Below are 22154 nucleotides of genomic sequence, written 5' to 3' on the forward strand. Positions count from 1 at the left end.
GATGATGTATGACATATTAGTGATTGGTGGCGGGGTAATCGGTTGTTCCATCGCTTATCATTTAGCCAAAAAAGGACATCGAATTGCCATTGTGGAAAGAGGAGAGCTCGGTCAGGAGGCTTCCAGTGCTGCAGGAGGAATGCTTGGGTCACAAAATGAATTTGATGAAGAGCACCCATTATTTCCTTTAGCACAAAAAAGCCGTCAAATGTACCCAAATCTACAAGCTGAGCTAAAAGAGTTAACAGGAATTGATATTGAACTAGTACAAGAGGGGTTATTAAAAATGGCTAGTTCATCCAAAGACCTTGAGGCAATCCATCGCCAATACCAATTTTTGTCGAGTCGGAATCCCCATATCACTTGGTGTGAAAGGGATGATTTACTTCAAATGGAAACAAATCTTTCAGAAGAAGTAGAGGCCGGCATCTACATCCCTGAAGACGGTCAAGTTTCAGCGCCAAAACTTTCTAAGGCACTTGCAACAGCTTGTAAAAAAATGTCTGTTTCAATTTATGAGCGAACAGAAGCCATTGATATGATCATCCAAAATGAAAAAGTCGTAGGCGTCAAAACCAATCATCACGAACTCTTTGGACATCAAACAATCATTGCTAGTGGGGCATGGTCCAATCAATTGCTAAAAAAAACGGGTAGGTCCATTCCGATGATTCCAGTGAAGGGTGAATGTTACTCTGTTATTTGCGACCAACCATTAATTCGTAAAACGCTTTTCAATGTAAATGGATGTTATATCGTTCCAAAATCAGAGAATCGTTTGTTAATTGGCGCAACCTCTACTCCCCATTGTGATCAACATCATGTGTCAGTGGCAGGTCTACATTCATTAATTATTCAGGCAACAGCGATGTTACCTAAAATAAAAGAAAGTACATTTGAAAGAGCATGGGCAGGAATTCGCCCACAAACAGGTGATGGAATGCCGTATATGGGCGAACATCCTGAATTAGAAAATCTATATATTTGCACAGGCCATTATCGAAATGGAATTTTACTTACACCTATAACCGGAAAGCTCTTTTCAGACTATATTACTGGAAACAGGGAAGCGAGTGAACGATTAAAGCCGTTTTCACTCGATCGGTCATTCGTTGGAGGTGAAATCAATTGAAGGTCATGATTAATGGGAATGAAATGACATTTTCAAGTGAAATTCAAACAATAGAGGACGTGATCACTCATTTACAATTGAAAAAAGAATTTTCAATTGTAGAAGTCAATCAAACGATTCTCCAAAAGGGTGATCATGCGAAAACCCCTATTGCTGATGGAGATCGGATTGAGATCGTTCATTTTGTAGGAGGAGGATGATAATATGTTAAAAATTGGACCCTATTCTTTTCAATCTCGTTTATTATTAGGTACTGGAAAATTTGAAAACTTTGATATTCAAAAACAGGCAGTGATGAAGTCAGAAACTGAAATCTTAACATTTGCTGTGAGAAGAATGAATATCTTTGAACCGCAACAACCGAATTTTTTGGAAAAAATTGATGTAACCAAATATAAATTACTACCGAATACAGCAGGGGCGAAAACAGCGGAAGAGGCTGTGAGAATTGCTAAACTGGCAAAAGCATCAGGCCTATGTGATATGGTGAAGGTGGAGGTCATTGGTTGTGATCAAACCCTACTTCCAGATCCAATTGAAACATTGCGTGCAACCAAATGGCTGTTAGATGAAGGATTCATCGTCCTGCCATATACTTCAGATGACGTCGTATTAGCAAGAAAATTACAGGATTTAGGTTGTCATGCAATCATGCCAGGTGCCTCCCCAATTGGCACAGGTCAAGGGATTTTGAATCCATTAAATTTAAGCTTGATCATTGAGCAAGCGAAAGTACCTGTCATTGTCGATGCTGGAATTGGTTCACCAAGTGATGCTTCGTTAGCAATGGAACTTGGGGCTGAAGGGGTGCTATTAAATAGTGCTGTTTCAGGTGCTAATCATCCAGTTCAAATGGCCGAAGCAATGAAATATGCGGTTATCGCAGGTCGACTAGGTTATGAATCAGGAAGAATTCCAAAGAAACGGTATGCGAGCGCTTCAAGTCCACAAGAAGGAATGAGCATCATTTGAACGATCGGTATTCACGGCAACAATTATTTACACCTATCGGAAAAACAGGACAGGAGAAAATTCGCCGTAAGCATGTATTATTAATTGGGGCAGGGGCACTTGGAACGGCCAGTGCCGAAATGCTTGTGCGCGCTGGAATTGGAAAAATAACGCTGGTCGATCGGGATTATGTAGAGTATTCCAATCTTCAACGTCAACAGCTTTATACAGAAAAGGATGCCGAAGAAGCACTTCCTAAAGTTATTGCCGCAAAAAGAAGACTTCAAGAAGTGAATTCAGAGGTAGAGATCGAGGCCATTTTAGCAGATATGGATCGGGAACAGTTTGAATCCTTATTACAGAATGAAAAAATCGATGTGATCATGGATGCGACAGATAATTTTGATATTCGGTTATTGATCAATGATATTTCACAAAAATTTCAAGTTCCATGGGTATACGGAGCATGTGTTGGGAGCTATGGGGTTTCATTTGTGATCATCCCAAATAAAACCCCCTGTCTTCATTGTTTACTCGAACAGATTCCGCTCGGAGGGGCCACATGTGATACAGCCGGAATCATTAGTCCAGCTGTTCAAATCGTTGCTTCTTTTCAAACAGCGGAGGCATTGAAAATTCTGACTGAACATGAGGAAGCGATTAGAAAGACGCTACTTTCTTTTGATTTATGGAAAAATGAATGGAGTCAATTAAATGTTGCTTCATTAAAAAAAGCAGATTGCCCTTCATGTGGTGAGAATAAAATCTATCCATACTTGCAATATGAAAATGAAACTAAATTTGCCATCCTATGTGGACGAAATTCAGTGCAAATTCGACCAAGTACACCATTTTCTTATACTTTGCAGGAATTATCATCAAGATTACAAGCGAGCAACCATCAAGTGAGGGTTAATCCTTATCTTCTCTCATTCTCCTATCAATCACATCGAATCGTCGTATTTAAGGATAGTAGAGTGTTCATCCATGGATGCAAAAATCTTGCCGATGCTAAAAAAATTTATTATGAAATTTTCACTTAAATGATTTGAAAATAAGCGATCCCTGTAAATGTTTGTTTTGTGTAGATCACTATATATAGTATTTTTGATGAGGGCATATACTATATATAGACGAATGATCACTTACTAGTTTACGATAGGGATGGCTTATTTTTTTAAAAGATTCAAATATTGGAAAAATTTAAACCCAAATCTTACATTTTTTTGTATAATAGAGTGTAGAAGACAATGACTACGTTGGTTTAAGGAGCATAATGATGAAGAAAAAGGAACTTATACCAGTTGAATTATCTCTATTCGAAGATTTAATCAAGGACACTAATAATTTATTTTCACAAGTAAGTCTTGATGGGATTATTACATATGTTTCGCCAACAATATTAAACATTCTTGGGTATGATCAAAAAAACTTAATCAACACTTCAGCCTTTAATATTATACACCCTGATGATCATCAAGCTATCCATTCATTTTGTACAAATATAACAGAACCTCTTACCTTTCGAATTCGAAGAAAGATAGGTGACTATATTTGGCTTGAAACTAGTTGCATTATGGTGAATCATCACGAATATATTTTTATTTCACATGACATTACGGAAAGAAAAGTATATGAGGAAGAATTACGTGAAGAAAAGGAAAAATATCGATTGCTAATCGAGAATTCCGAAGACACGATTGGAATTATTACAAATACAGGTTTTTTTATTGATATAAACCAAGCTGGCAAAAGATTACTAGGAGCATCAAGAAAAGAAGAAATCATTGGAAACTCTCTTCTTGATTATATCGTTCAGGAGGATCACGAATTACTTTGCCAATACTTAAGCAACCCTACCCAGCCAATGGAAGACCCTTTGGAAGTATCTATTCAACGTGTGGATTTTTTACAAAAGAATGTCGAAGTGAAATTAATTCCACTATATTATAAAAAACGTTATACATATCAAATTATCATACGTGATATAACGAATAAAAAAGAAGCAGAACAAATGTTGCAACAAGCGGAGAAATTATCGATAGTCGGTCAACTTGCTGCTGGGATTGCCCATGAGATTCGCAATCCATTAACAGCCATTAAAGGATTTGCCCAACTTTTAAATAATATGGGGCAGAAGGAATATACAGATGTCATATTAACAGAACTGAACAGAATTGAAAAAATAGTTAGTGATTTATTGGTTTTAGCAAAACCGCAGTTGTCCAATTTTCAAACCATTGATTTACAAGAGTTAATTGATAGTGTCGTAACGCTATTGAATACACAGGCAATCATCTATAATATTGAAATCACTTCCCTATTTCAATTAGCGAATCCACTTGTTGAAGCTGAAGAGGATAAATTAAAGCAAGTCTTTATTAATATGATTAAAAATGCGATTGAGGCAATGCCTGATGGGGGAAATATTCGAATTATTACGAAGGAGAACTCTGAAAATCAAGTCGTCATTCAAATCATTGATGAAGGAGTTGGGATCCCTGAAGAGCGAATTTCCAAAATAGGGGAGCCTTTTTTTAGTACGAAGGAGACGGGGACGGGTCTCGGGTTTATGATCTGTCAAAGAATTATTAAAAATCACCGGGGTTCTATTCAAATTGAAAGTGAAGTCAATCAAGGTACAGTCATCACGATTATCCTCCCGCAAAATATAAAGTGAAACTTCATTCATAGTGGGGGTATTTTTCATCCCCCACTATGTCTACTAATTGATTGAATTAAACAACTGCTGGAGTAAATAACCCGCTACTTTTTAAGTTTTCCACGGCTTGCTTCATGATTTCTTCTTTTTGCACTAATGCGATCCGAACATATCCTTCACCTGATGGTCCAAAAGCAACCCCAGGAACAACCACGACATTGGCTTTATCCATACAAGCATAGGCAAAATCAGTGGAATTCCAGCCATCAGGAATTTTTGCCCATACGAACATTCCTGCATCAGGAGAATCTACCTTCCAACCAATTGAATGTAAACCCTCGATGAATAGATCCCGGCGCTTTTGATAGATTTTTCTTGCCTTTTCTGTAATCGACTCTGCCAGTTGTAATGCGACGATTCCAGCCTGTTGAACGGGAAGAAAAACGCCGTAATCCACATTTGATTTGAATTGTAGAACAGCTTGAATCATTTCACTATTTCCTGCCAAATAGGCAATCCGAGCACCAGCAAGACTAAAACTCTTGGAAAGCGAATTAATCTCTAGTCCGACTTCCTTGGCACCAGGTAATGATAAGAAACTGATTGGTTTTTGGTTGTCAAAATACAATTCAGAATAGGCTGCATCATGAAGAATAATGATATGATGTTTTTTAGCAAATTGAATGACATCTTCAAAAAATTCCTTCGAAGCGATCGTAGGAACAGGATTCCCAGGAAAGTTTAATATCATCAATTTGGCCTTTTCGGCAATATGTTCAGGGATTTTTGTTAAATCTGGAACGAACTGATTTTCTTCTTTTAATGGCATGAAATAGCATTCAGCTCCAGCCATTGCGACTCCTGTTGCATAAGCGGTATACCCTGGATCTGGAACTAATACAATGTCCCCAGGGTTGGCGAATACCATCGGCAAATGGACAAGACCATCTTGTGACCCCATTAATTGAAGGATTTCACTTTTAGGATTTAGGGTAATTCCTTTCGTTTTTCTGTAAAATTCGGAAACGGCTTGCAAAAAAGGGTCGATTCCCGTCATGGAATAACCATATTGGTTCTCATCATTCGCATATTTTATTAATTCATCCATTACTTTTCTTGAAGGTGGAATATCAGGACTTCCTATACTTAAGTCGATCATGTTGCATCCAGCAGCAATTTTTTTTAACTTGTATGCTTTTAATTCCCCAAAAATAGATGGACCAAAATTCTTCATTCGCTTCGCTAATTCAAACGGCATATCTTTCCCCCCAAAGTTGTATAATTATGTAGGATATGGATAATATCATATCATAATTTTTTGCAGGAAGTTGAAGATTGTAAAAATTCATTTAACAGAAATTGTATGGAGAATCAATGATGGTCGAGTTATTCAAATTAAGGCTGTGTAAAAAGCCAATGTCGATAAAACGTTCATTGGAGTGGATGCCGCCAAGACTCCGGGGACAGGACAGGGAAGGGAAGGGAAACCCTGTAAATGCTAAAGCACCGAGGAGGCTTGCTTGTAGTGGAAATCGACAGCCAAGTTTAATAGGCCCTAAATGCAAAATAAAAAATGAAAAAAATTGTTTACAAATAAAATTCTTTTGGTTATACTTACCACACAAGGTAAAAAATTCTAAGGAGGTCGAGCAAAATGAACAAATTAGCCATGCACAATACACACCATACAACAGTATATTTTGAACATTCGACCTGTATTAGAATATATCTTAGCTTATCTTAGAATTCTTAACTCTATACTCTAAGCCGCAGGATGAGTGTCTTTCCTGCGGCTTTTTTCGCATGCCGCAAGGAGTACTTCTCTATGCGGCTTTTTGGGTTCAGATTGAAAGGAGGTGAGGACATTGACATTAAATATTTACTTCGTGAAAATAACGATTGAAAGACGGAAAAAAACAGCAGAAGAATACGAACACGAGAAGAATATTGAAAAAATATTTGAAGAAAACAGATGCAAGTATTATGACCTTTATAGAATTATGTAAGGAATGGTCACATCACTAATTTAGATAATGGAGGGATGAATATGTTATATGTACAAAAGAAAAGACTAAATTCAATGTGGAAAATGAAAGATTCCGCGTAATGAAGTGAAAAGAGAGAAAATGCTAGCCATTTTTGCCTCATGAATTTTTTAAAATTATGAGGAGTGAATTGTTGACAATTTCTGATGGATGGCTTAGTATTAAAACCATTGTAATGTACGTTATCATTCTTTTAGGATCTCATTAGCCATATCTTGAAATAGAGTGGTAGGCCATTTAGTATCCTCCCATTCCATGAAGATATGGCTTTTCTTTTTGGCATTGCACATTTTAGACGATGTTTCATAATAAATGGAAGGTTTTAAAAGAATGAAAGGAAATCATTCCTTTCATTTAGCGAGCCATTTTTTGGCGATCATTACATTTGATTACCTTGAGAATGAATACGCAAGGTGATGCTTGGACGCATCACCTTTTCATTTTTACAAAATAATTTTCCATTGTATAGAAATCTTTATGGATCTTTTCATGATTTTTTACAATAAAGGCAAGAATATATACCGTATGTCTGAATTTCTTATTTAAAGAAATAAAATCTCATCCTCAAGGTATTGGATATTACCATAATATAGAAGGAGAATGAAAATTTGAGCACATTTTCACAATTTCAATTAAGTAGTGAACTACAACAAGCAGTTTCGAATATGGGATTTGAAGAAGCAACCCCAATACAGGCAAAAGCGATCCCTATTGCTTTAACTGGGAAAGATGTCATTGGGCAAGCGCAAACAGGTACTGGAAAAACGACGGCATTCGGATTACCAATGATCGAGAAAGTGGATCGTCATGATCGATCTATTCAAGGGATTGTTCTGGCTCCAACTCGTGAATTAGCGATTCAAGTGGCTGAGGAGTTAAATCGACTTGGACAAGTAAAGGGAATTCGTACATTGCCTATTTACGGTGGTCAAGAAATTTCAAGGCAAATTCGTGCATTAAAAAATAAACCACAATTAATTGCTGCAACACCAGGACGCCTTCTCGACCATATTTCTAGAAGAACGATTCGTTTAAATCAGATTCAAACGGTTGTATTAGATGAAGCAGATGAAATGTTAAATATGGGATTCATTGAAGATATTGAGAAAATTTTAGACAGCATCCATTCTGAATACCAAACCTTATTATTTTCTGCCACAATGCCAGAACGAATTAGAACATTGGCTAATAAATTTATGAACGATCCAGAAATCGTCAGAGTGAAAGCGAAAACGATGACAGTTAGTAATATTGACCAAACCTATATTGAAGTCCGAGAAAAGCAGAAATTTGATGTATTTTGTAGCTTACTCGATATTCAATCACCAGAATTAGCGATCGTTTTTGGCCGGACGAAAAAAAGAGTAGACGAGTTAGTGGAAGGATTAATCAAAAGAGGCTACTCAGCTGAAGGAATTCATGGGGATTTAACTCAGAAGAAAAGGGATCAAGTGATACGAATGTTTAAACAACAACGTATCGATATTATGGTAGCGACTGATGTGGCTGCACGTGGGTTAGACATCAGTGGCGTATCTCATGTATATAATTTTGATATTCCTCAAGACCCAGAAAGCTATGTACATCGGATTGGAAGAACAGGTCGGGCTGGAAAAACGGGGATCGCTGTCACTCTCGTCACACCAAGAGAGTTAGATCATTTAAAAACGATTGAACAAGTCACAAGAAAAACAATTGTTCGTAAACCGATTCCGACCATTGAGGATGTTGTATTCGGGAACAAAAAAGCAACGATTCAACAAATTATGAACACGATTGATGAGGGAGATTTTCAAGCTTATAAGAAATCGGCTGAAAATTTACTAGAAGATATTGATTCTGTCACATTGCTATCAGCTTGTTTGAAAATAATGACAAAAGAGCCAGATCATACTCCTGTTGTATTAACAGAAGTACCCCCTTTACATGTGAAAAAGAAAAAAAGATTTTCGGGTGGCCAAGGTCGTCGCAAGGATTCACGTAACAATCAAAAACGTTATGATGACAAACCAAAATACGGGAATCGCAAGCGGAGTAATCGACGTAGAAAAAATGGATAAAGTGAAACTTCATCAGTGGGGGTTCTTCATCCCCTCTGTATGTTAGTTGATATAGATAAAAAGATCGCATTTATGCGATTTTTTTCATTATTTCATTAAATCTTATACATAAATTTACATAAATTCCATAATTCTATGTTTAAATTAGAAAGAAAGGGGAAATATTCTAGGGAATAAGAGGAGGGGAAGGGTACATGAAAAAAGGATCAACCGTTCTTTATAATGGTGAAGAATATACAATTTTTTGGATGTACGATAATGAAACCTTCGAGATCAAAAAGAAAAACTCTTTATCAAAATTTAGACTAGTTACAAAATCAGATATACAAATATTGGAATAAAGGGGATATATGTCTATTTTTACCTATATGTTGATATATAAACAGCAATGGATGCGCCTAAATTTTTAAAATGTAGTGAGCTTTCAACTTTGAGGGCTCTTTTTTTTTTTTTTGGATACAAGTGGAAAAATATTATTATCGAAAGAATGACATTATAACAATGTAGCCTATTAACTAGGGAGGAAGATGGATATGACAGTCATTACGAATATTAGACAAACGATTACAGGACTTAAGAGTGCACAAGCAAGTCTAGAGGGATTTGCTTTAGATACAGACAATAAACAAGCAAAAAAAGTATATCAAAATGCTGCACAGCAAACACAAGCTGTAATCGATCTATTACAACCACGCCTGCAGCAAGTAGAACAAGAAGAACCACAGTATAAACAGTAAAAAACATTCAATGAAAAAGGGTGATAACATCTATCATCCTTTTTCATACGAAAAAAATTCATTTTAAATTTAAAGGATGAAGGATATGGCAAATAAGAAAAAAAATCTAACTCCTGTACAACAGCAATATCAAGTATTAGCAAACGAAAGGGAAGTTAAAAGGCCCGTTTTAAAAAATTGTATAAAGGCTTTTTTTGTCGGGGGATTTGTATGCTGCATCGGTCAATTCATTTCGATTTTATATATGAACTATTTTAATTTTACGGAACAAACAGTTGGGAATCCGACCGTTGCCACGATGATCTTTATTTCGATGTTGTTTACAGGATTTGGATTATATGATCGACTGGCACAATTTGGAGGTGCAGGGACAGCTGTTCCTGTTACAGGATTTGGAAATGCGGTCATTTCCGCCTGTATCGAACACCGGTCAGAAGGGTTTGTGCTTGGAGTCGGGGGAAATATGTTTAAATTAGCAGGGTCTGTCATTATTTTTGGAGTGTTTTCCGCCTTTGTTGTCGCTTTAATCAAAACGATCTTGATCCAGTTGGGGGGATTTTAATATGAAGCAACATCGAACATGGGTGTTTGAAAATAAACCTGTTATTTTGTCAACTGGAGTCATCGGGGGACCCTTTGAATCAAATGGGAAAATCCCTAATGATTTTGATGCATTTCACGGTGACTTATGGATGGGACAAGATTCATACGAAAAAGCTCATCGTGTTCTCTTTGAAGAGGCAATGATGCGCGCAACCGAAAAGGCAAATCTCCAAAAGGAAAATATTGAATATATTTTGGGTGGTGACTTAATTAATCAAATTACACCAACTAGCTTTGCCTGCCGATCCATGAGTGTTCCGTATTTAGGACTTTTTGGAGCCTGTTCCACCTCTATGGAAGGTTTAGCATTAAGCGCTTTTATTATTAACGGAAAAGGAGCAAAATATATTTTAACTGGCGCATCTAGTCATAATGCAGCAGTTGAAAAACAATTTCGTTATCCAACTGAATATGGAGGTCAGAAGCCTCCAACAGCTCAATGGACGGTGACAGGTGCAGGGGCGGCTCTTGTAACGGATGAAGGGGTTGGACCCGTTGTAACATCTGCAACGATTGGACGAGTCGTTGATATGGGGGTAACGGATCCTTTTAACATGGGAGCAGCGATGGCTCCTGCAGCAGTTGATACGATAGAGGCCCATTTTTCTTCTAGAAATTTAGATCCATCCTATTATGATTTAATTGTCACAGGAGACCTAGCTCATATAGGTCGAGAAATCGCATTAGACCTTTTTTCCAAGCAAGGTCTTCGGATTAAGGAATCACAGTTTCAAGATTGCGGATTAATGATTTACCGTAAAGACCAGCCAGTCTTAGCAGGAGGCAGTGGAGCAGGATGTTCAGCGGTGGTGACATATGGTCATTTATTAAATCGAATGAAAAAGGGGGAAATCAAAAGACTCTTAGTCGTAGCAACTGGTGCTCTCCTTTCGCCTTTATCTTTTCAGCAAAATGATACAATCCCATGTATTGCTCATGCGGTTTCGATTGAAATGAATGAAGAGGTGAAAAAAGGATGACAGTCGCATCAAATGTAAAAACAACTTTGGCCAGTTTAAAAAGTGCCCAAGCAAATTTTAGCAAACTGGCCCTTAATACGATTGAAGAGGACGCGAAACGTATTTTTCATGAATCCATGATGGAAACGAGTTTAATCATTCAAGATTTAGAAAAAAGATTGGCTGAGTTGGAACGCGAAGAGCCACAATATAAAGGATTTTAAGAAAAGGAGTTTAAACTATGCCAGAGTGGTTAGATGTCGCCGTTCGATCCTTGTTATTTATTATTGTATTGTATTTAATAACGAAAATAATTGGAAAACGGCAAATAGCACAGCTATCTTTCTTTGAGTATGTAACCGGGATTACCATCGGAAGTATTGCGGCGGAAATATGTGTTTCCCCCAATATTGCGATCCCAAATGGGCTAATTAGTACCGTTATTTGGGGGCTTATTCCATTATTAGCAGGGTACTTAGGAATGAAAAGCAAAACCGTTCGCGATTTAATTGAAGGAAAATCGACCGTACTCATTAAAGATGGAAAAGTTTTAGAAGAGAATTTGAAAAAAGAGAAATATACGATTGATGAGCTTTTAGCCTTATTGCGGAAGAAAGATATATTTAAAGTGGCAGATGTTGAATTTGCCGTTTTAGAAACAGATGGAAATTTAAATGCTCTATTGAAAAAAGAACACCAACCCGTTACACCAAAAGATTTGAAGATGAAGATGCCTCCTGTGAAAGAAACCCAAACGGTAATCATGGATGGAAGAATATTAGATGATCCACTTAGAACGAGTGGAAAAACGAGAAGTTGGTTACATGGAGAATTGGATAAATTAGGTGTGACTTTAGAAAATGTTTTTATAGGGCAGATTGACTATTACGGGGAATTAACCGTGGACCTCTATGATGATAAAATTCAAGTCCCTTCTCCACAAGAAAGACCTCTTCTTTTAGCATCCCTAAAAAAATGTCAAGCAGATTTAGAGTTGTATACATTGCAAACCGACTCCATTCCGTCTAAAAAAATGTATCAACTAAATGCAGAAAGATTGAGCAGAATCATAAAAAACACAGGGGAATTTTTACAATAATATGGATAATAAAACTAAAACACCCTTCACCGTATTAAGGGTGTTTTAGTTTATTAACTTTCATCACTATGTGCAAAATTCACTACGTGGGGAAATTATTGGTTTTCCCCCCATATATTTGCTACAATTTTATCTAGAGAGGCAACGTTGATTAAGGGGGAGCAGTCATGGGAAGAGGAGAAAGTAAATTTTTAGTCAAACAAAGAGCTTTTTTAAAGCTATATATGATCCGTCTAGTGGAAGAAAATCGATTATATGGCATGCAAGCATTAGATGAATTAAGACAAACCTTTCAAAACTTCGGGTATAGTCCAAATCATTCTGAAATATATCGTGCGTTGCATGAATTAATTGATGATGGAGTATTAAAAAGAAAAAAAGTCATTCAGGAGGGGGCAAAATATAAGGAAATTGTGATTTATCAATTCCAGGATTATGAACAAGCTAAATTGTATAAAAAGCAAATGAAAGTAGATTTGGATCGTAGTATAGGATTATTAAAAAGTGCCATGTCTGAAATTTATTGATGAATGGGGGATGATTTTTTTAAAAAAACGTCTCATTTTTTATGAATTTTATTAAAAAAGGGGAGCACTCATTATATAATATAGGAGTGGCTCCCTTTTTTAATAGTGTATATACCACTATTCGCTTGGTTCAATATGGACATGGGCATCAGAAACAGCCCCTTCATCCTTTAACGCTTTTTCTACTTCATCTGAAATATGATGGCTTGTACGGACATTAAGATCTGGATTGACAAATATAACTAAATCAACCACTACTCGATTCCCGTATTTTCTTGCCTTAATGGAGCCCAATTTTTTTACCCCTTTCACCTTTAAGACGATTTGTTCAAAATGATGAAGTTCTTCTTCGTTGAAACCATCCGTTAAATCATGGGATGCTTCCCAAAAGATTTCCCAGGCAGTTTTACAAATGATTAGACCAATGATGACGGCGATGAAAGGATCAAGCCAAGGCAATTGAAATTGGGCTCCGATGATTCCAATCGCTGTACCAATACTTACGAGAGCATCTGATAAATTATCTTTTGCAGCAGCTTTGACTGCTTGGCTATTGATTTGTTTCCCAAGTTTCAAATTGAAACGATAGACAAAAAACATGATAACGGCGGCAAATAGGGCAGTCCAAGCCGATAACAAATCAGGAGTTTTTGCCTCATTTGAAAAAAACGAAATAATCGACTGGAATAAGACACTGACCCCAACCGTCATCATAATAAAAGATGCAACGAGAGAAGAAACAGTTTCCGCCCGCCAATGTCCATAACGGTGATCTTCATCCGCTGGTTTTTGAGAAACCCTTAATCCAATTAAAACGGCAACAGAAGCAATAATATCTGTCGAATTATTCAATCCATCCGCTTTTAACGCTTCAGAACCACTCATATATCCAACGACTAATTTCAATATGGATAGTATAATATAGGCAGAGATGCTTATAATAGCACCGCGTTCACCGAGCTTTAGATCATGTTCAGCCATTAAACATTCCCCTTTTTTTATCCTATTTCTTTCCTATGCAAGGCGATATGGCCTATAGGGAGGGAAAGAATAGATTTGTTCAACAAAATTAGACTTACATTCAAGCATCAATGCTTGAATGTATATATTACCAAATGGAAGTTGAGTGGGTCTATAGCAACCTTTTTTAGTGTACACAGTAAAATAGGAAATTATAAACAATGTTTACTAAAGGAAACAAAGCGAGAAATATGTAAATTAGGAAAAGTTGATAAGGGGTAACTCATTCGAAGTAGCGTACTAACTCATAGGAAATATACTTATATAGTGGGAAATATTCAAATATACGAAGAACAAACGCAAAAAAGCAAAAGAGTAGCGCAAATCCTCGTGGGAAATGATCAACCCCCCTTAGGAAATAGGCAAAAGTAAAAATCAATCTTTCTCACTATTTTACTTTACACGAAAATGCCATGAATATTTGCCCATCTTTTTTTAAATCTTTTTAAAAGAACTAAAAATTATGAACAATTTATGAAAGATAGAAGGAATGAGGAATATAATGAAATATAACTACAGCGTGTTATTTCTGTAGAAAAAGGGTAGGGAGGGGAAAAAGTGGAACAGACCATTTTTTCATTGTTGCCACCGTTCATCATTGTCGTGATGGTTATTTTCACTAAACGGGTTCTACTTTCTTTAGGTACAGGAATTGTGATTGCCGCTCTTTTTTTAGCCAATTTTTCGGTAGGGAATACATTTTCGATTTTATGGAGTACATTTAAGGGGGTGTTTGTTTTAGAAGGAACCCTTAATACGTGGAATATTTTTATTTTACTTTTCATTATTTTTCTCGGAATTGTAACCGCTTTCATTAATGTGTTAGGGGGAACTAAAGCTTTCGGTGATTGGGCAATGAAACGGGTAAAGACTCGAGCAGGAGCCCAAGTAATGACGGCCATATTTGGTTTAGTGATCTTCATCGATGATTATTTTAATAGTTTAGCAGTCGGGCAAATTGCTCGACCGATTACCGATCGACATCGAGTTTCAAGAACAAAATTATCTTATATTATTGATTCTACTTCTGCCCCCGTATGTGTTGTCTCTCCTATTTCAAGTTGGGGGGCCTATATCATTGGGATCATTGGTACGATTTTAACACTGCATCAAGTGACTGAATATTCTGCACTTCTTGCGTTTATCAAAATGATCCCGATGAACCTATATGTTTGGTCTACCCTTGGTCTAGTCTTTTTGGTTGCCTTGCGAGGGATCGATTTCGGTCCGATGAAGACCCATGAAGTAAGAGCAATTGAGACAGGGGAAGTAACGGATCCTCATCAACCAGTAAGCGGTGATTTTACACGTCCATTACCTAGTAGTGAACACGGAGAAGTAAGTGACTTGATTTTGCCAATTTTGAGTTTAATCATCGCAACAGTGGCTGCCATGATGTGGACAGGAGTATCAGTCATTGATGAGAAAGTGACGCTCTTAAAAATTTTTGAAAATACAGATGTAGCAAAATCATTAGTTTACGGAGGGCTAGGTGGACTCTTCATGACCTTCCTTCTCTTTATTAGAAAAAGATTCATAAAGAAACAACTTGCCCCTCGGCTTTTTCTTGTAGGGGTGAGAGCAGGCGTAAAATCCATGATTCCTGCTTGCCTTATTTTAATCTTTGCATGGGGAATTGTCTCATTAATTGATCAATTAAAAACAGGAACCTATTTAGCTGGAATCGTTGAAAAATCCAATTTGGATATTTCCTTTCTTCCTTTTCTATTGTTTATCGTCGCAGGGGTCATCGCTTTTGCGACAGGAACTTCCTGGGGATCATTCGGGATTCTTCTACCTATAGCAGGAGAAATTGCGGCCGTTTCTGATATAGATTTATTACTGCCTGCGATGGCTGCCGTATTGGCTGGGGCTGTGTTTGGGGATCATTGTTCCCCTATTTCAGACACCACTATTTTATCGTCGACAGGAGCGGCTTGCCATCATATTGATCATGTCATAACGCAGCTACCATATGCTTTAGTTGCCGCGGGGATTTCAGCCATTGGGTATATAATCCTAGGACTAACAGGGAGTGCATTAGCCGGTTTAGCAACTGTGATCGTCTGTTTATTCCTTATGGCGATGAAAAGGAAAAATAAAACAGTAGAAGTGAAATAGATGTTCCGGTGATGATTATTTCTGAAAAGGGAATGTGGGGAATGTCGAGTTTATTTTAAGTGATGATGTTGAAAAATGAATGAAACAATAGACCATGTGAATATGTTATCAATAAGGGTAATTTATTTTGAACACGGGAAACGTTGAACTTTCCTCCCTTTTAACCGAAGTAAATTCCCTCTCCATCAGAAAGGATCCGGACGGGTGGGGAATGACCTGTAAAGATTTTATAGAGGACTTGGTGTCAATGCAGGGAAAAGCAACAGAACGGTCGTATTTTGTGTAGCAAGTTTGTACGAAAAAGTTCCTTCTGAATGATGTTTTACTTAAAGACGAGTTTTTATGGAAACAATCTAAGTCTATAGTATTAAAAAAAGGAGGAGTTGAATATGAGAGTACTAGTATTAGGATCGGGGTTGATGGGAAAAGAGGCTGCTAGAGATTTAGTTCAGAGTGATAATGTTAGAGAGGTGACATTAGCAGATGTTGATGTCGATAGAGCCGGGAAATTCTGTCATTCTCTTCATTCTAGTAAAATTCAGGCTGAGTTTGTTGATGCGACGAATAAGGAACAGCTTTTTGCGCTTATGTGTGAGCATGATGTCGTTATAAATGCCTTATTTTATTCCTTTAATGAAGTGGTTGCTGAAACTGCCATTGAGGCGGGGGTGCATTCTGTAGATTTAGGGGGGCATATCGGTCATATGACGGATCGAGTACTTCAGCTTCATGAACAGGCAAAAGAAAGAGGGGTAACAATTATTCCTGATCTTGGGGTGGCACCAGGAATGATAAATATATTAGCAGGGTACGGTGCGAATCAACTGGACGATGTGAAATCGATAAAATTATACGTTGGGGGTATTCCTGTAAGACCTGAGCCACCATTAGAATATAATCATGTTTTTTCAATGGAAGGGGTTTTTGACCATTATACCGATCCTTCTCTCATTATCCGCCACGGTAAAATTCAAGAAATTCCCTCTTTATCGGAAATCGAAACAGTGTATTTCGAAAAATTCGGTCCATTAGAAGCGTTTCATACTGCCGGAGGGACATCGACCTTATCCTATTCTTTCCCCCAATTAGAAACATTGGAATATAAGACGATTCGTTATCCTGGTCATGCAGAAAAATTTCAATTATTAGTCGACTTGAATTTAACAAGGAAGGATTTTGAGGTTGAAGTTAAAGGTCAGGCGATTAACCCACGGGAAGTTTTACTAAAAGTACTTGAGCCTATTGTCGATTTAAAAGACAAAGAAGACGCCGTATTATTAAGGGTGCTAGTGGAAGGGGTCAAAAATAAGAAAAAAACCATTCATGAATATGAAATGGTCACATACAAAGATGTAGTGAGCAATATTACGGCGATGGCGAGGGCGACAGCTACGACCATTTCAGTTGTTGCTCAGCTTATTGGGAACCAAATAATTGATCGGAAAGGTGTGTACCCACCAGAAGTAATTGTTCCTGGGAAAATTTATATGAAGGAAATGGCTAAAAGGAATGTCATCATTAAAGAAAAACGGTATGTGGAATAAATAGGAATGGAGCAAAAAAAAACAATGAATGACTAAAGTGAATTTATACACAATCAAAATTGAATAAAAAGACCAAATTGAAGAGTGCTTAGATCGCTCGACATGGACGTGAAATGTGAAATAAATTTATTATCTAAAAAATGATGAACATCCTTTTATCGAAACATTACAGCATGAAGATCTTTCATCCTATATTAAATAAAAGAAAAACCTGTTCTATCCATGGATGGAACAGGTTTTGAAAAAAGAACTGGCATTGAAATCTCATTTTTTTAAAAGGCTACATAAATTATGAAAGAATGAAAAAATTAATAGAATATTCAAAAATATTTGACAATTAGATGAACTTTATATAAAATAAAAAGCACAAAACTAAATGAGTTGAAAAACTGTGAAGTCTATGAAAATCGTCTTTGCCGACGAACACCTCAATAGACAAGGGCCAGTTTAATCATTACAGAATATGTAATGATTGGCTGGCCTTTATTATGTTTTTTTACTAGTTTAGTGGATTTTTGAATACTTCAATGAATTGACTATAGATTTTGGTTTACAGTGAACAGAATTAAAGGAGGAAGATCGAATGAAAGAATATCGTGTGGCAGTCGATGTTGGAGGGACATTTACCGATGTATTTGTTTTTAATGATCAAACGAAAGATATGTTTGTGACGAAAACATCTTCAACTCCCTCTCATCCTGAAAAAGGGATCTTAGCTGGTTTAGAAAAGGCAGGGATTAATGGCAGCGATATTAAGACATTTTCACATGGGACAACAGTTGGTACAAATGCTTTAATCGAAAGAAAACTTCCCAAAACAGCCTTAGTCACAACGAAAGGATTCCGTGATGTTCCTGAAATTCGTAGGGGGACAAAACTTGAATTATGGGATGCTTATGATGATGTTGCTCCGCCTTATATTAAAAGGCGTGATCGTTTTGAACTAACAGAGAGAGTAGATTACTCAGGGAAAGTCACGCAAAGTATTATCGACTCCGAAGCAAGAGAGTTAGCTAGAAAGTTAAAGAATCGTGGAGTGGAGTCTGTCGCAATTTGCTTTATGAATGCTTATATGAATAATGAAAATGAATTAGCTGTGAAGAAAATTTTCGAAGAGGAACTTGAAGGAGTGTATATTTGTACTTCAGGTGAAACATTACCAGAAATTTTTGAACATGAGCGAATGAGTACAACGATTGTGAATGCAGTACTTGGCCCTATCATTAGTCGCTATATTCAAAAACTAGAAAATGAAATGAAAAAGAAAGAGTACGACGGGGATATTCTAGTCATTCACTCTGGTGGAGGAGTAATGACAAGTGAAACGGTTCCGAGATATTCTGCGAGATTAGCAAGTTCTGGTATTGCGGCTGGAGCGATTGCCAGTAAATATATTGCAAACTTATGTGGTTTCCAAAATGCGATTGGACTTGATATGGGTGGGACTAGTACAGATATCTCCCTCATGTATGAAGGGGATTTACGTGTGACGAAAGATTGGTATATCGAATATGGATATCCGATTGGATTTCCATCGATTGAAATCCTAACGATTGGAGCAGGTGGTGGAAGTATCGCTTGGGTCGATCAAGGGGGATCATTAAGAAATGGTCCGCACAGTGCGGGGGCTGATCCTGGTCCTGCATGTTATGGACAAGGTGGGGAAGAGCCTACGAATACGGATGCCAATCTTGTACTTGGACGACTTAGCACGAAATTGTTAAATGGACAAATGCAGTTAGATAAAAGTCAGTCTATTCAATCTATCAAAAAAATTGCAAACGTTTACAATTATAGTGCAGAAGAAGCAGCTAATGCGGTATTAAAGGTTGCCAATGCTAATATGTGTGACGCCCTCCGCCTTATTTCTGTTCGTCGTGGGTATGACCCCCGTGATTTCGCACTCGTTTCATTTGGAGGAGCAGGTGCCTTGCATGGCGCTTACTTAGCGAAAGAAATGGAAATTCCAACGGTGATTGTGCCTCCACATCCGGGAGTTGCGGCAGCGATGGGGTGTCTTTTAGTGGATGTTCAGCATGATGTAACGAAAACTTTCCTAGCAGATTGTGACTCGGTTTCAATTGCTGACTTGGAACAGGAGTTTTCTGCAATGGAAAAAGAGGCGAACGAGCTTCTTGAAGAAGAAGGTGTGGATATAGAGAATCGCCATTTCGTTCGCTTTATGGAAATGCGTTATGCAGGGCAATGGCGTTCCTTAGCAATCACCACATCACGTCCGATAACATTGATCGAGGCAGAGTTGGAGAAATTCCATGAAGAACATGCGCGCGAATTTGCTTTTTCCAATCGTGACCAAAAGGTAGAAATATTCGGTTTGCGCGTATCAGCAATTGGTACAGTTCCTAAACCAACTATCCCTACTTATGAATCAACAGGAAATTTAGAAGAAGCATTGAAAGAAAACCGCCCTGTATATTTTGAAGAAACAAATGGATATGTTGAAACTCCTGTCTATTTCCGTCCGGATATTCCAGTGGATACAGAAATCAATGGTCCTGCTATTATTGAACAATTAGATTCAACGGTTGTTATCCCACCAGGCTTCCGTGCAGAAATCGATCAATATCAAAATATATTAATTCATACGAAATAAGGAGAGGAGAATTTGATGGAAACTAAAACGGTTCAAACGTTTAAAAGTAAGTTGGATCCTGTTACATTTGAAGTGTTAAAAAATGCTTTTGTGAACCTTGTCGATCAAATGTCTGAACAAATTTTGCGTACGTGTTATTCTTTCGTTATTTACAATCGTGATTTTAGTTCCTCTTTATGTGATGCAGAAGGCAATACTATTATGCAGGGGACGCAAGATATTTCTGTCCATGTCGGTACTTTGCATTTAACAGCTAAAGCAGTGATTGAAGACTTTGGGGAGGATATTCATCCTGGTGATGTTTTTATCATCAATGACCCATATCGTGGGGGGACCCATTTCAATGATACACGCCTTATTCGACCTGTCTTCTATCAAGACCAATTGATCGCCTTTATGCAGTGTAATGGCCATTGGGCGGACATGGGGGGATCTGTACCGGGATCTTTTGATATCCAATCAAAGGATCATTATGGGGAAGGAATGAGAATCCCACCACTTCGGATTTATTCGAAAGGTGTGTATTTAAAAGACGTTGGAAACATGCTTGTAGCGAATATGCGTGTTCCGGAAGAAAGACTGGGGGATTTAAGATCACAAGCAGAGGCAACAAAAGTGGGAGAGCAACAACTGCTTGCACTTGTGAAAAAATACGGAATCGATACAGTGTTAACTGCATTTTCCGAAGTACAGGATTATGTAGAACGCTTAACAAGAGCACGTATTGGCGAACTTCCTAACGGAACATGGGAGACAACGGATTATATTGATATGGATCCCGAAATCGGCGATGGATTGATCCCGATTCAAGTGAAAATGACCATTCGTGGAGATGAGATTGAGTACGATTTAAGCGGGAGTCATCCTTATATAGGTTGTTTCTTGAATGCAGGATTTGGGGCTTCACTATCCTCTTGTTATGCAGGGACGAAAACATTTTTTCCAGATATTCCGTTGAATTCAGGTTTTTATCGTGTCGTAAATATTCATTTGCCAGAAGATTCCGTTGTAAATGCACCATGGCCGATTGCAGTTACAGGGTTTTGTTCAGGAGCCTATGAAAAAATCTTAAATTCTTGTTTTGAAATCTGGTCACATATTATGCCAGAAAGAGCGTTGGCCTGTTCCTTTAATCTAGAGTATTTATTAATTGGTGGATGGGATAGAAGAGCTTCAGGAAATCAGTATTTTATGTGGTATGACTGGATGGCTGGTGGTCATGGGGGCCGTTCAGATCGGGATGGTGCAAATGTGATGTCACCTGTATTCGGAGTTGGACTTAGTATCCAACCATGTGAAGGGCAGGAACGACTATCCCCTGTTTTAACGACCAAACATGAAATCATCCCAGATTCAGGAGGACCTGGTAAATTCCGTGGTGGAGTTGGATTAGAAAAAGGCGGGATTATTTCAGAGGCAAAAGATGTTGTAATGTCTTACTGCTGTGACCGTGCACGATCTGTCACTTGGGGAATATTCGGTGGATTGCCGTCCAATCCACATGGGGCAGTCTTAAATCCCGGAACCGAACAGGAGCAATATTTGGGAGCCATCTTTTCCAATGTAAAAATCAAGTCAGGAGATATGTTCACCCGTCCATCTGCTGGAGGTGGGGGTCTTGGCGATCCATTAGAGCGTGACCCCAAATCCGTTCTTGAAGATGTCATTGATGGATATGTCACGATCAAGCGGGCTGAGAAAGATTACGGGGTTGTGATAGAGGAAATCGATCGCGATCTTGATTTATATCGGATTGACGAAAGGAAGACAATGGAAACTAAAGAATATATCCGATTAAATCGTAAAAAATGGTTAGAAGAAGACCCGGAAAAAATAGTTCAACGGTACGATGATGGGGAAATTGACCAATTAGATTTAATCCGTCGTTACGGAGTTATTATAGATTTTGCGACAAATCAGCTTTTACCGAAATCAACATCGCAATTTAGAGAAATGTTAAAAAAACGTTCAGTGCAGTATTGGAAATAAACCTAATTCTCTCCATTTAATATGAAACAGTATTCCATATGTTTTTTTCTTGGGATAATGAAAATTAGCCTTAACGAAAAATTCGCTCATG

20 protein-coding genes are annotated in these 22154 nt (G+C 37.7%); 18 read left to right on the forward strand and 2 right to left on the reverse strand.

Annotation, left to right across the window (positions count from 1 at the left end; all coding sequences use genetic code 11):
* The first annotated feature begins 1 nt into the window (after position 1).
* The 5 genes from thiO to J2S13_RS09485 all read left to right on the forward strand — a co-directional run bounded on the left by thiO (position 2) and on the right by J2S13_RS09485 (position 4763).
* A complete protein-coding gene (gene thiO, locus J2S13_RS09465; protein ID WP_307257506.1) occupies positions 2–1132 on the forward strand; it encodes a glycine oxidase ThiO in 1131 nt (376 codons plus the stop codon).
* A gap of 5 nt (positions 1133–1137) precedes the next feature.
* Positions 1138–1332 (forward strand): sulfur carrier protein ThiS, encoded by a 195-nt coding sequence (gene thiS, locus J2S13_RS09470; protein WP_307257542.1) that lies wholly within the window; start codon positions 1138–1140, stop codon positions 1330–1332.
* Positions 1333–1336: 4 nt separating this feature from the next.
* The gene (locus J2S13_RS09475; RefSeq protein WP_307257507.1) at positions 1337–2104 is read left to right on the forward strand and encodes a thiazole synthase; all 768 of its coding nucleotides are present in this window, start codon (positions 1337–1339) and stop codon (positions 2102–2104) included.
* The gene (locus J2S13_RS09480; protein ID WP_307257508.1) at positions 2101–3126 is read left to right on the forward strand and encodes a thiazole biosynthesis adenylyltransferase ThiF; all 1026 of its coding nucleotides are present in this window, start codon (positions 2101–2103) and stop codon (positions 3124–3126) included. Before J2S13_RS09475 ends, J2S13_RS09480 begins: the two co-directional genes overlap by 4 nt.
* A gap of 236 nt (positions 3127–3362) precedes the next feature.
* Complete coding sequence (locus tag J2S13_RS09485; protein ID WP_307257509.1) at positions 3363–4763, forward strand: PAS domain S-box protein; 1401 nt, start codon at positions 3363–3365, stop codon at positions 4761–4763.
* Positions 4764–4821: 58 nt separating this feature from the next.
* Here the strand turns inward: J2S13_RS09485 and J2S13_RS09490 are convergent, their stop codons facing one another.
* Positions 4822–6003 (reverse strand): LL-diaminopimelate aminotransferase, encoded by a 1182-nt coding sequence (locus tag J2S13_RS09490; RefSeq protein WP_307257510.1) that lies wholly within the window; start codon positions 6001–6003, stop codon positions 4822–4824.
* A gap of 607 nt (positions 6004–6610) precedes the next feature.
* Between J2S13_RS09490 and J2S13_RS09495 the strand changes: the two genes are divergently transcribed.
* The 9 genes from J2S13_RS09495 (at position 6611) to J2S13_RS09535 (ending at position 12775) form a co-directional block, all read left to right on the forward strand.
* A complete protein-coding gene (locus J2S13_RS09495) occupies positions 6611–6751 on the forward strand; it encodes a YrzI family small protein (RefSeq protein ID WP_307257511.1) in 141 nt (46 codons plus the stop codon).
* A gap of 647 nt (positions 6752–7398) precedes the next feature.
* The gene (cshA, locus tag J2S13_RS09500) at positions 7399–8850 is read left to right on the forward strand and encodes a degradosome RNA helicase CshA (protein WP_307257512.1); all 1452 of its coding nucleotides are present in this window, start codon (positions 7399–7401) and stop codon (positions 8848–8850) included.
* A gap of 194 nt (positions 8851–9044) precedes the next feature.
* Entirely contained in the window at positions 9045–9191 is a 147-nt protein-coding gene (locus J2S13_RS09505; protein WP_307257513.1) for a hypothetical protein, read from the forward strand.
* Between the two features lie 192 nt (positions 9192–9383).
* Positions 9384–9587 carry a DUF1657 domain-containing protein gene (locus J2S13_RS09510; RefSeq protein WP_307257514.1) on the forward strand — a complete coding sequence of 68 codons (204 nt, stop codon included), beginning with the start codon at positions 9384–9386 and terminating at the stop codon, positions 9585–9587.
* An 85-nt stretch (positions 9588–9672) separates the two neighbouring features.
* Positions 9673–10149, forward strand: a complete 477-nt coding sequence (gene spoVAC / locus J2S13_RS09515; RefSeq protein WP_307257515.1) for a stage V sporulation protein AC — start codon at positions 9673–9675, stop codon at positions 10147–10149.
* Position 10150: 1 nt separating this feature from the next.
* Positions 10151–11170 (forward strand): stage V sporulation protein AD, encoded by a 1020-nt coding sequence (spoVAD, locus tag J2S13_RS09520; RefSeq protein ID WP_307257516.1) that lies wholly within the window; start codon positions 10151–10153, stop codon positions 11168–11170.
* A complete protein-coding gene (locus J2S13_RS09525; RefSeq protein ID WP_307257517.1) occupies positions 11167–11373 on the forward strand; it encodes a DUF1657 domain-containing protein in 207 nt (68 codons plus the stop codon). Before spoVAD ends, J2S13_RS09525 begins: the two co-directional genes overlap by 4 nt.
* Positions 11374–11390: 17 nt before the next feature.
* A complete protein-coding gene (locus tag J2S13_RS09530; RefSeq protein ID WP_307257518.1) occupies positions 11391–12248 on the forward strand; it encodes a DUF421 domain-containing protein in 858 nt (285 codons plus the stop codon).
* 167 nt (positions 12249–12415) lie between these two features.
* Entirely contained in the window at positions 12416–12775 is a 360-nt protein-coding gene (locus J2S13_RS09535) for a replication termination protein (protein ID WP_307257519.1), read from the forward strand.
* A gap of 117 nt (positions 12776–12892) precedes the next feature.
* Here the strand turns inward: J2S13_RS09535 and J2S13_RS09540 are convergent, their stop codons facing one another.
* The gene (locus J2S13_RS09540) at positions 12893–13756 is read right to left on the reverse strand and encodes a cation diffusion facilitator family transporter (RefSeq protein ID WP_307257520.1); all 864 of its coding nucleotides are present in this window, start codon (positions 13754–13756) and stop codon (positions 12893–12895) included.
* 597 nt (positions 13757–14353) lie between these two features.
* Between J2S13_RS09540 and J2S13_RS09545 the strand changes: the two genes are divergently transcribed.
* From J2S13_RS09545 to J2S13_RS09560, 4 genes are all read left to right on the forward strand, one after another.
* Entirely contained in the window at positions 14354–15916 is a 1563-nt protein-coding gene (locus J2S13_RS09545) for a Na+/H+ antiporter NhaC family protein (protein WP_307257521.1), read from the forward strand.
* A gap of 389 nt (positions 15917–16305) precedes the next feature.
* Positions 16306–17460 carry a saccharopine dehydrogenase family protein gene (locus J2S13_RS09550; RefSeq protein WP_307257522.1) on the forward strand — a complete coding sequence of 385 codons (1155 nt, stop codon included), beginning with the start codon at positions 16306–16308 and terminating at the stop codon, positions 17458–17460.
* A gap of 583 nt (positions 17461–18043) precedes the next feature.
* On the forward strand, positions 18044–20074 hold the full coding sequence (locus J2S13_RS09555) for a hydantoinase/oxoprolinase family protein (RefSeq protein ID WP_307257523.1): 2031 nt from the start codon (positions 18044–18046) through the stop codon (positions 20072–20074).
* A 15-nt stretch (positions 20075–20089) separates the two neighbouring features.
* A complete protein-coding gene (locus J2S13_RS09560; RefSeq protein WP_307257543.1) occupies positions 20090–22063 on the forward strand; it encodes a hydantoinase B/oxoprolinase family protein in 1974 nt (657 codons plus the stop codon).
* The last annotated feature ends 91 nt before the right edge of the window (positions 22064–22154 follow it).

It is taken from the genome of Oikeobacillus pervagus (assembly GCF_030813365.1).
In the GTDB taxonomy this organism is placed as follows: Bacteria; Bacillota; Bacilli; order Bacillales; family DSM-23947; genus Oikeobacillus; species Oikeobacillus pervagus.

Excerpts from the sequence above, each read along its gene's own strand:
- thiO (WP_307257506.1), top strand. The coding sequence starts at position 2 with ATGATGTATGACATATTAGTGATTGGTGGCGGGGTAATCGGTTGTTCC.
- thiS (WP_307257542.1), top strand. The coding sequence starts at position 1,138 with ATGATTAATGGGAATGAAATGACATTTTCAAGTGAAATTCAAACAATA.
- J2S13_RS09475 (WP_307257507.1), top strand. The coding sequence starts at position 1,337 with ATGTTAAAAATTGGACCCTATTCTTTTCAATCTCGTTTATTATTAGGT.
- J2S13_RS09485 (WP_307257509.1), top strand. The coding sequence starts at position 3,363 with ATGAAGAAAAAGGAACTTATACCAGTTGAATTATCTCTATTCGAAGAT.
- J2S13_RS09490 (WP_307257510.1), bottom strand. The coding sequence starts at position 6,003 with ATGCCGTTTGAATTAGCGAAGCGAATGAAGAATTTTGGTCCATCTATT.
- J2S13_RS09505 (WP_307257513.1), top strand. The coding sequence starts at position 9,045 with ATGAAAAAAGGATCAACCGTTCTTTATAATGGTGAAGAATATACAATT.
- J2S13_RS09510 (WP_307257514.1), top strand. The coding sequence starts at position 9,384 with ATGACAGTCATTACGAATATTAGACAAACGATTACAGGACTTAAGAGT.
- spoVAC (WP_307257515.1), top strand. The coding sequence starts at position 9,673 with ATGGCAAATAAGAAAAAAAATCTAACTCCTGTACAACAGCAATATCAA.
- spoVAD (WP_307257516.1), top strand. The coding sequence starts at position 10,151 with ATGAAGCAACATCGAACATGGGTGTTTGAAAATAAACCTGTTATTTTG.
- J2S13_RS09525 (WP_307257517.1), top strand. The coding sequence starts at position 11,167 with ATGACAGTCGCATCAAATGTAAAAACAACTTTGGCCAGTTTAAAAAGT.
- J2S13_RS09530 (WP_307257518.1), top strand. The coding sequence starts at position 11,391 with ATGCCAGAGTGGTTAGATGTCGCCGTTCGATCCTTGTTATTTATTATT.
- J2S13_RS09535 (WP_307257519.1), top strand. The coding sequence starts at position 12,416 with ATGGGAAGAGGAGAAAGTAAATTTTTAGTCAAACAAAGAGCTTTTTTA.
- J2S13_RS09540 (WP_307257520.1), bottom strand. The coding sequence starts at position 13,756 with ATGGCTGAACATGATCTAAAGCTCGGTGAACGCGGTGCTATTATAAGC.
- J2S13_RS09550 (WP_307257522.1), top strand. The coding sequence starts at position 16,306 with ATGAGAGTACTAGTATTAGGATCGGGGTTGATGGGAAAAGAGGCTGCT.
- J2S13_RS09555 (WP_307257523.1), top strand. The coding sequence starts at position 18,044 with ATGAAAGAATATCGTGTGGCAGTCGATGTTGGAGGGACATTTACCGAT.
- J2S13_RS09560 (WP_307257543.1), top strand. The coding sequence starts at position 20,090 with ATGGAAACTAAAACGGTTCAAACGTTTAAAAGTAAGTTGGATCCTGTT.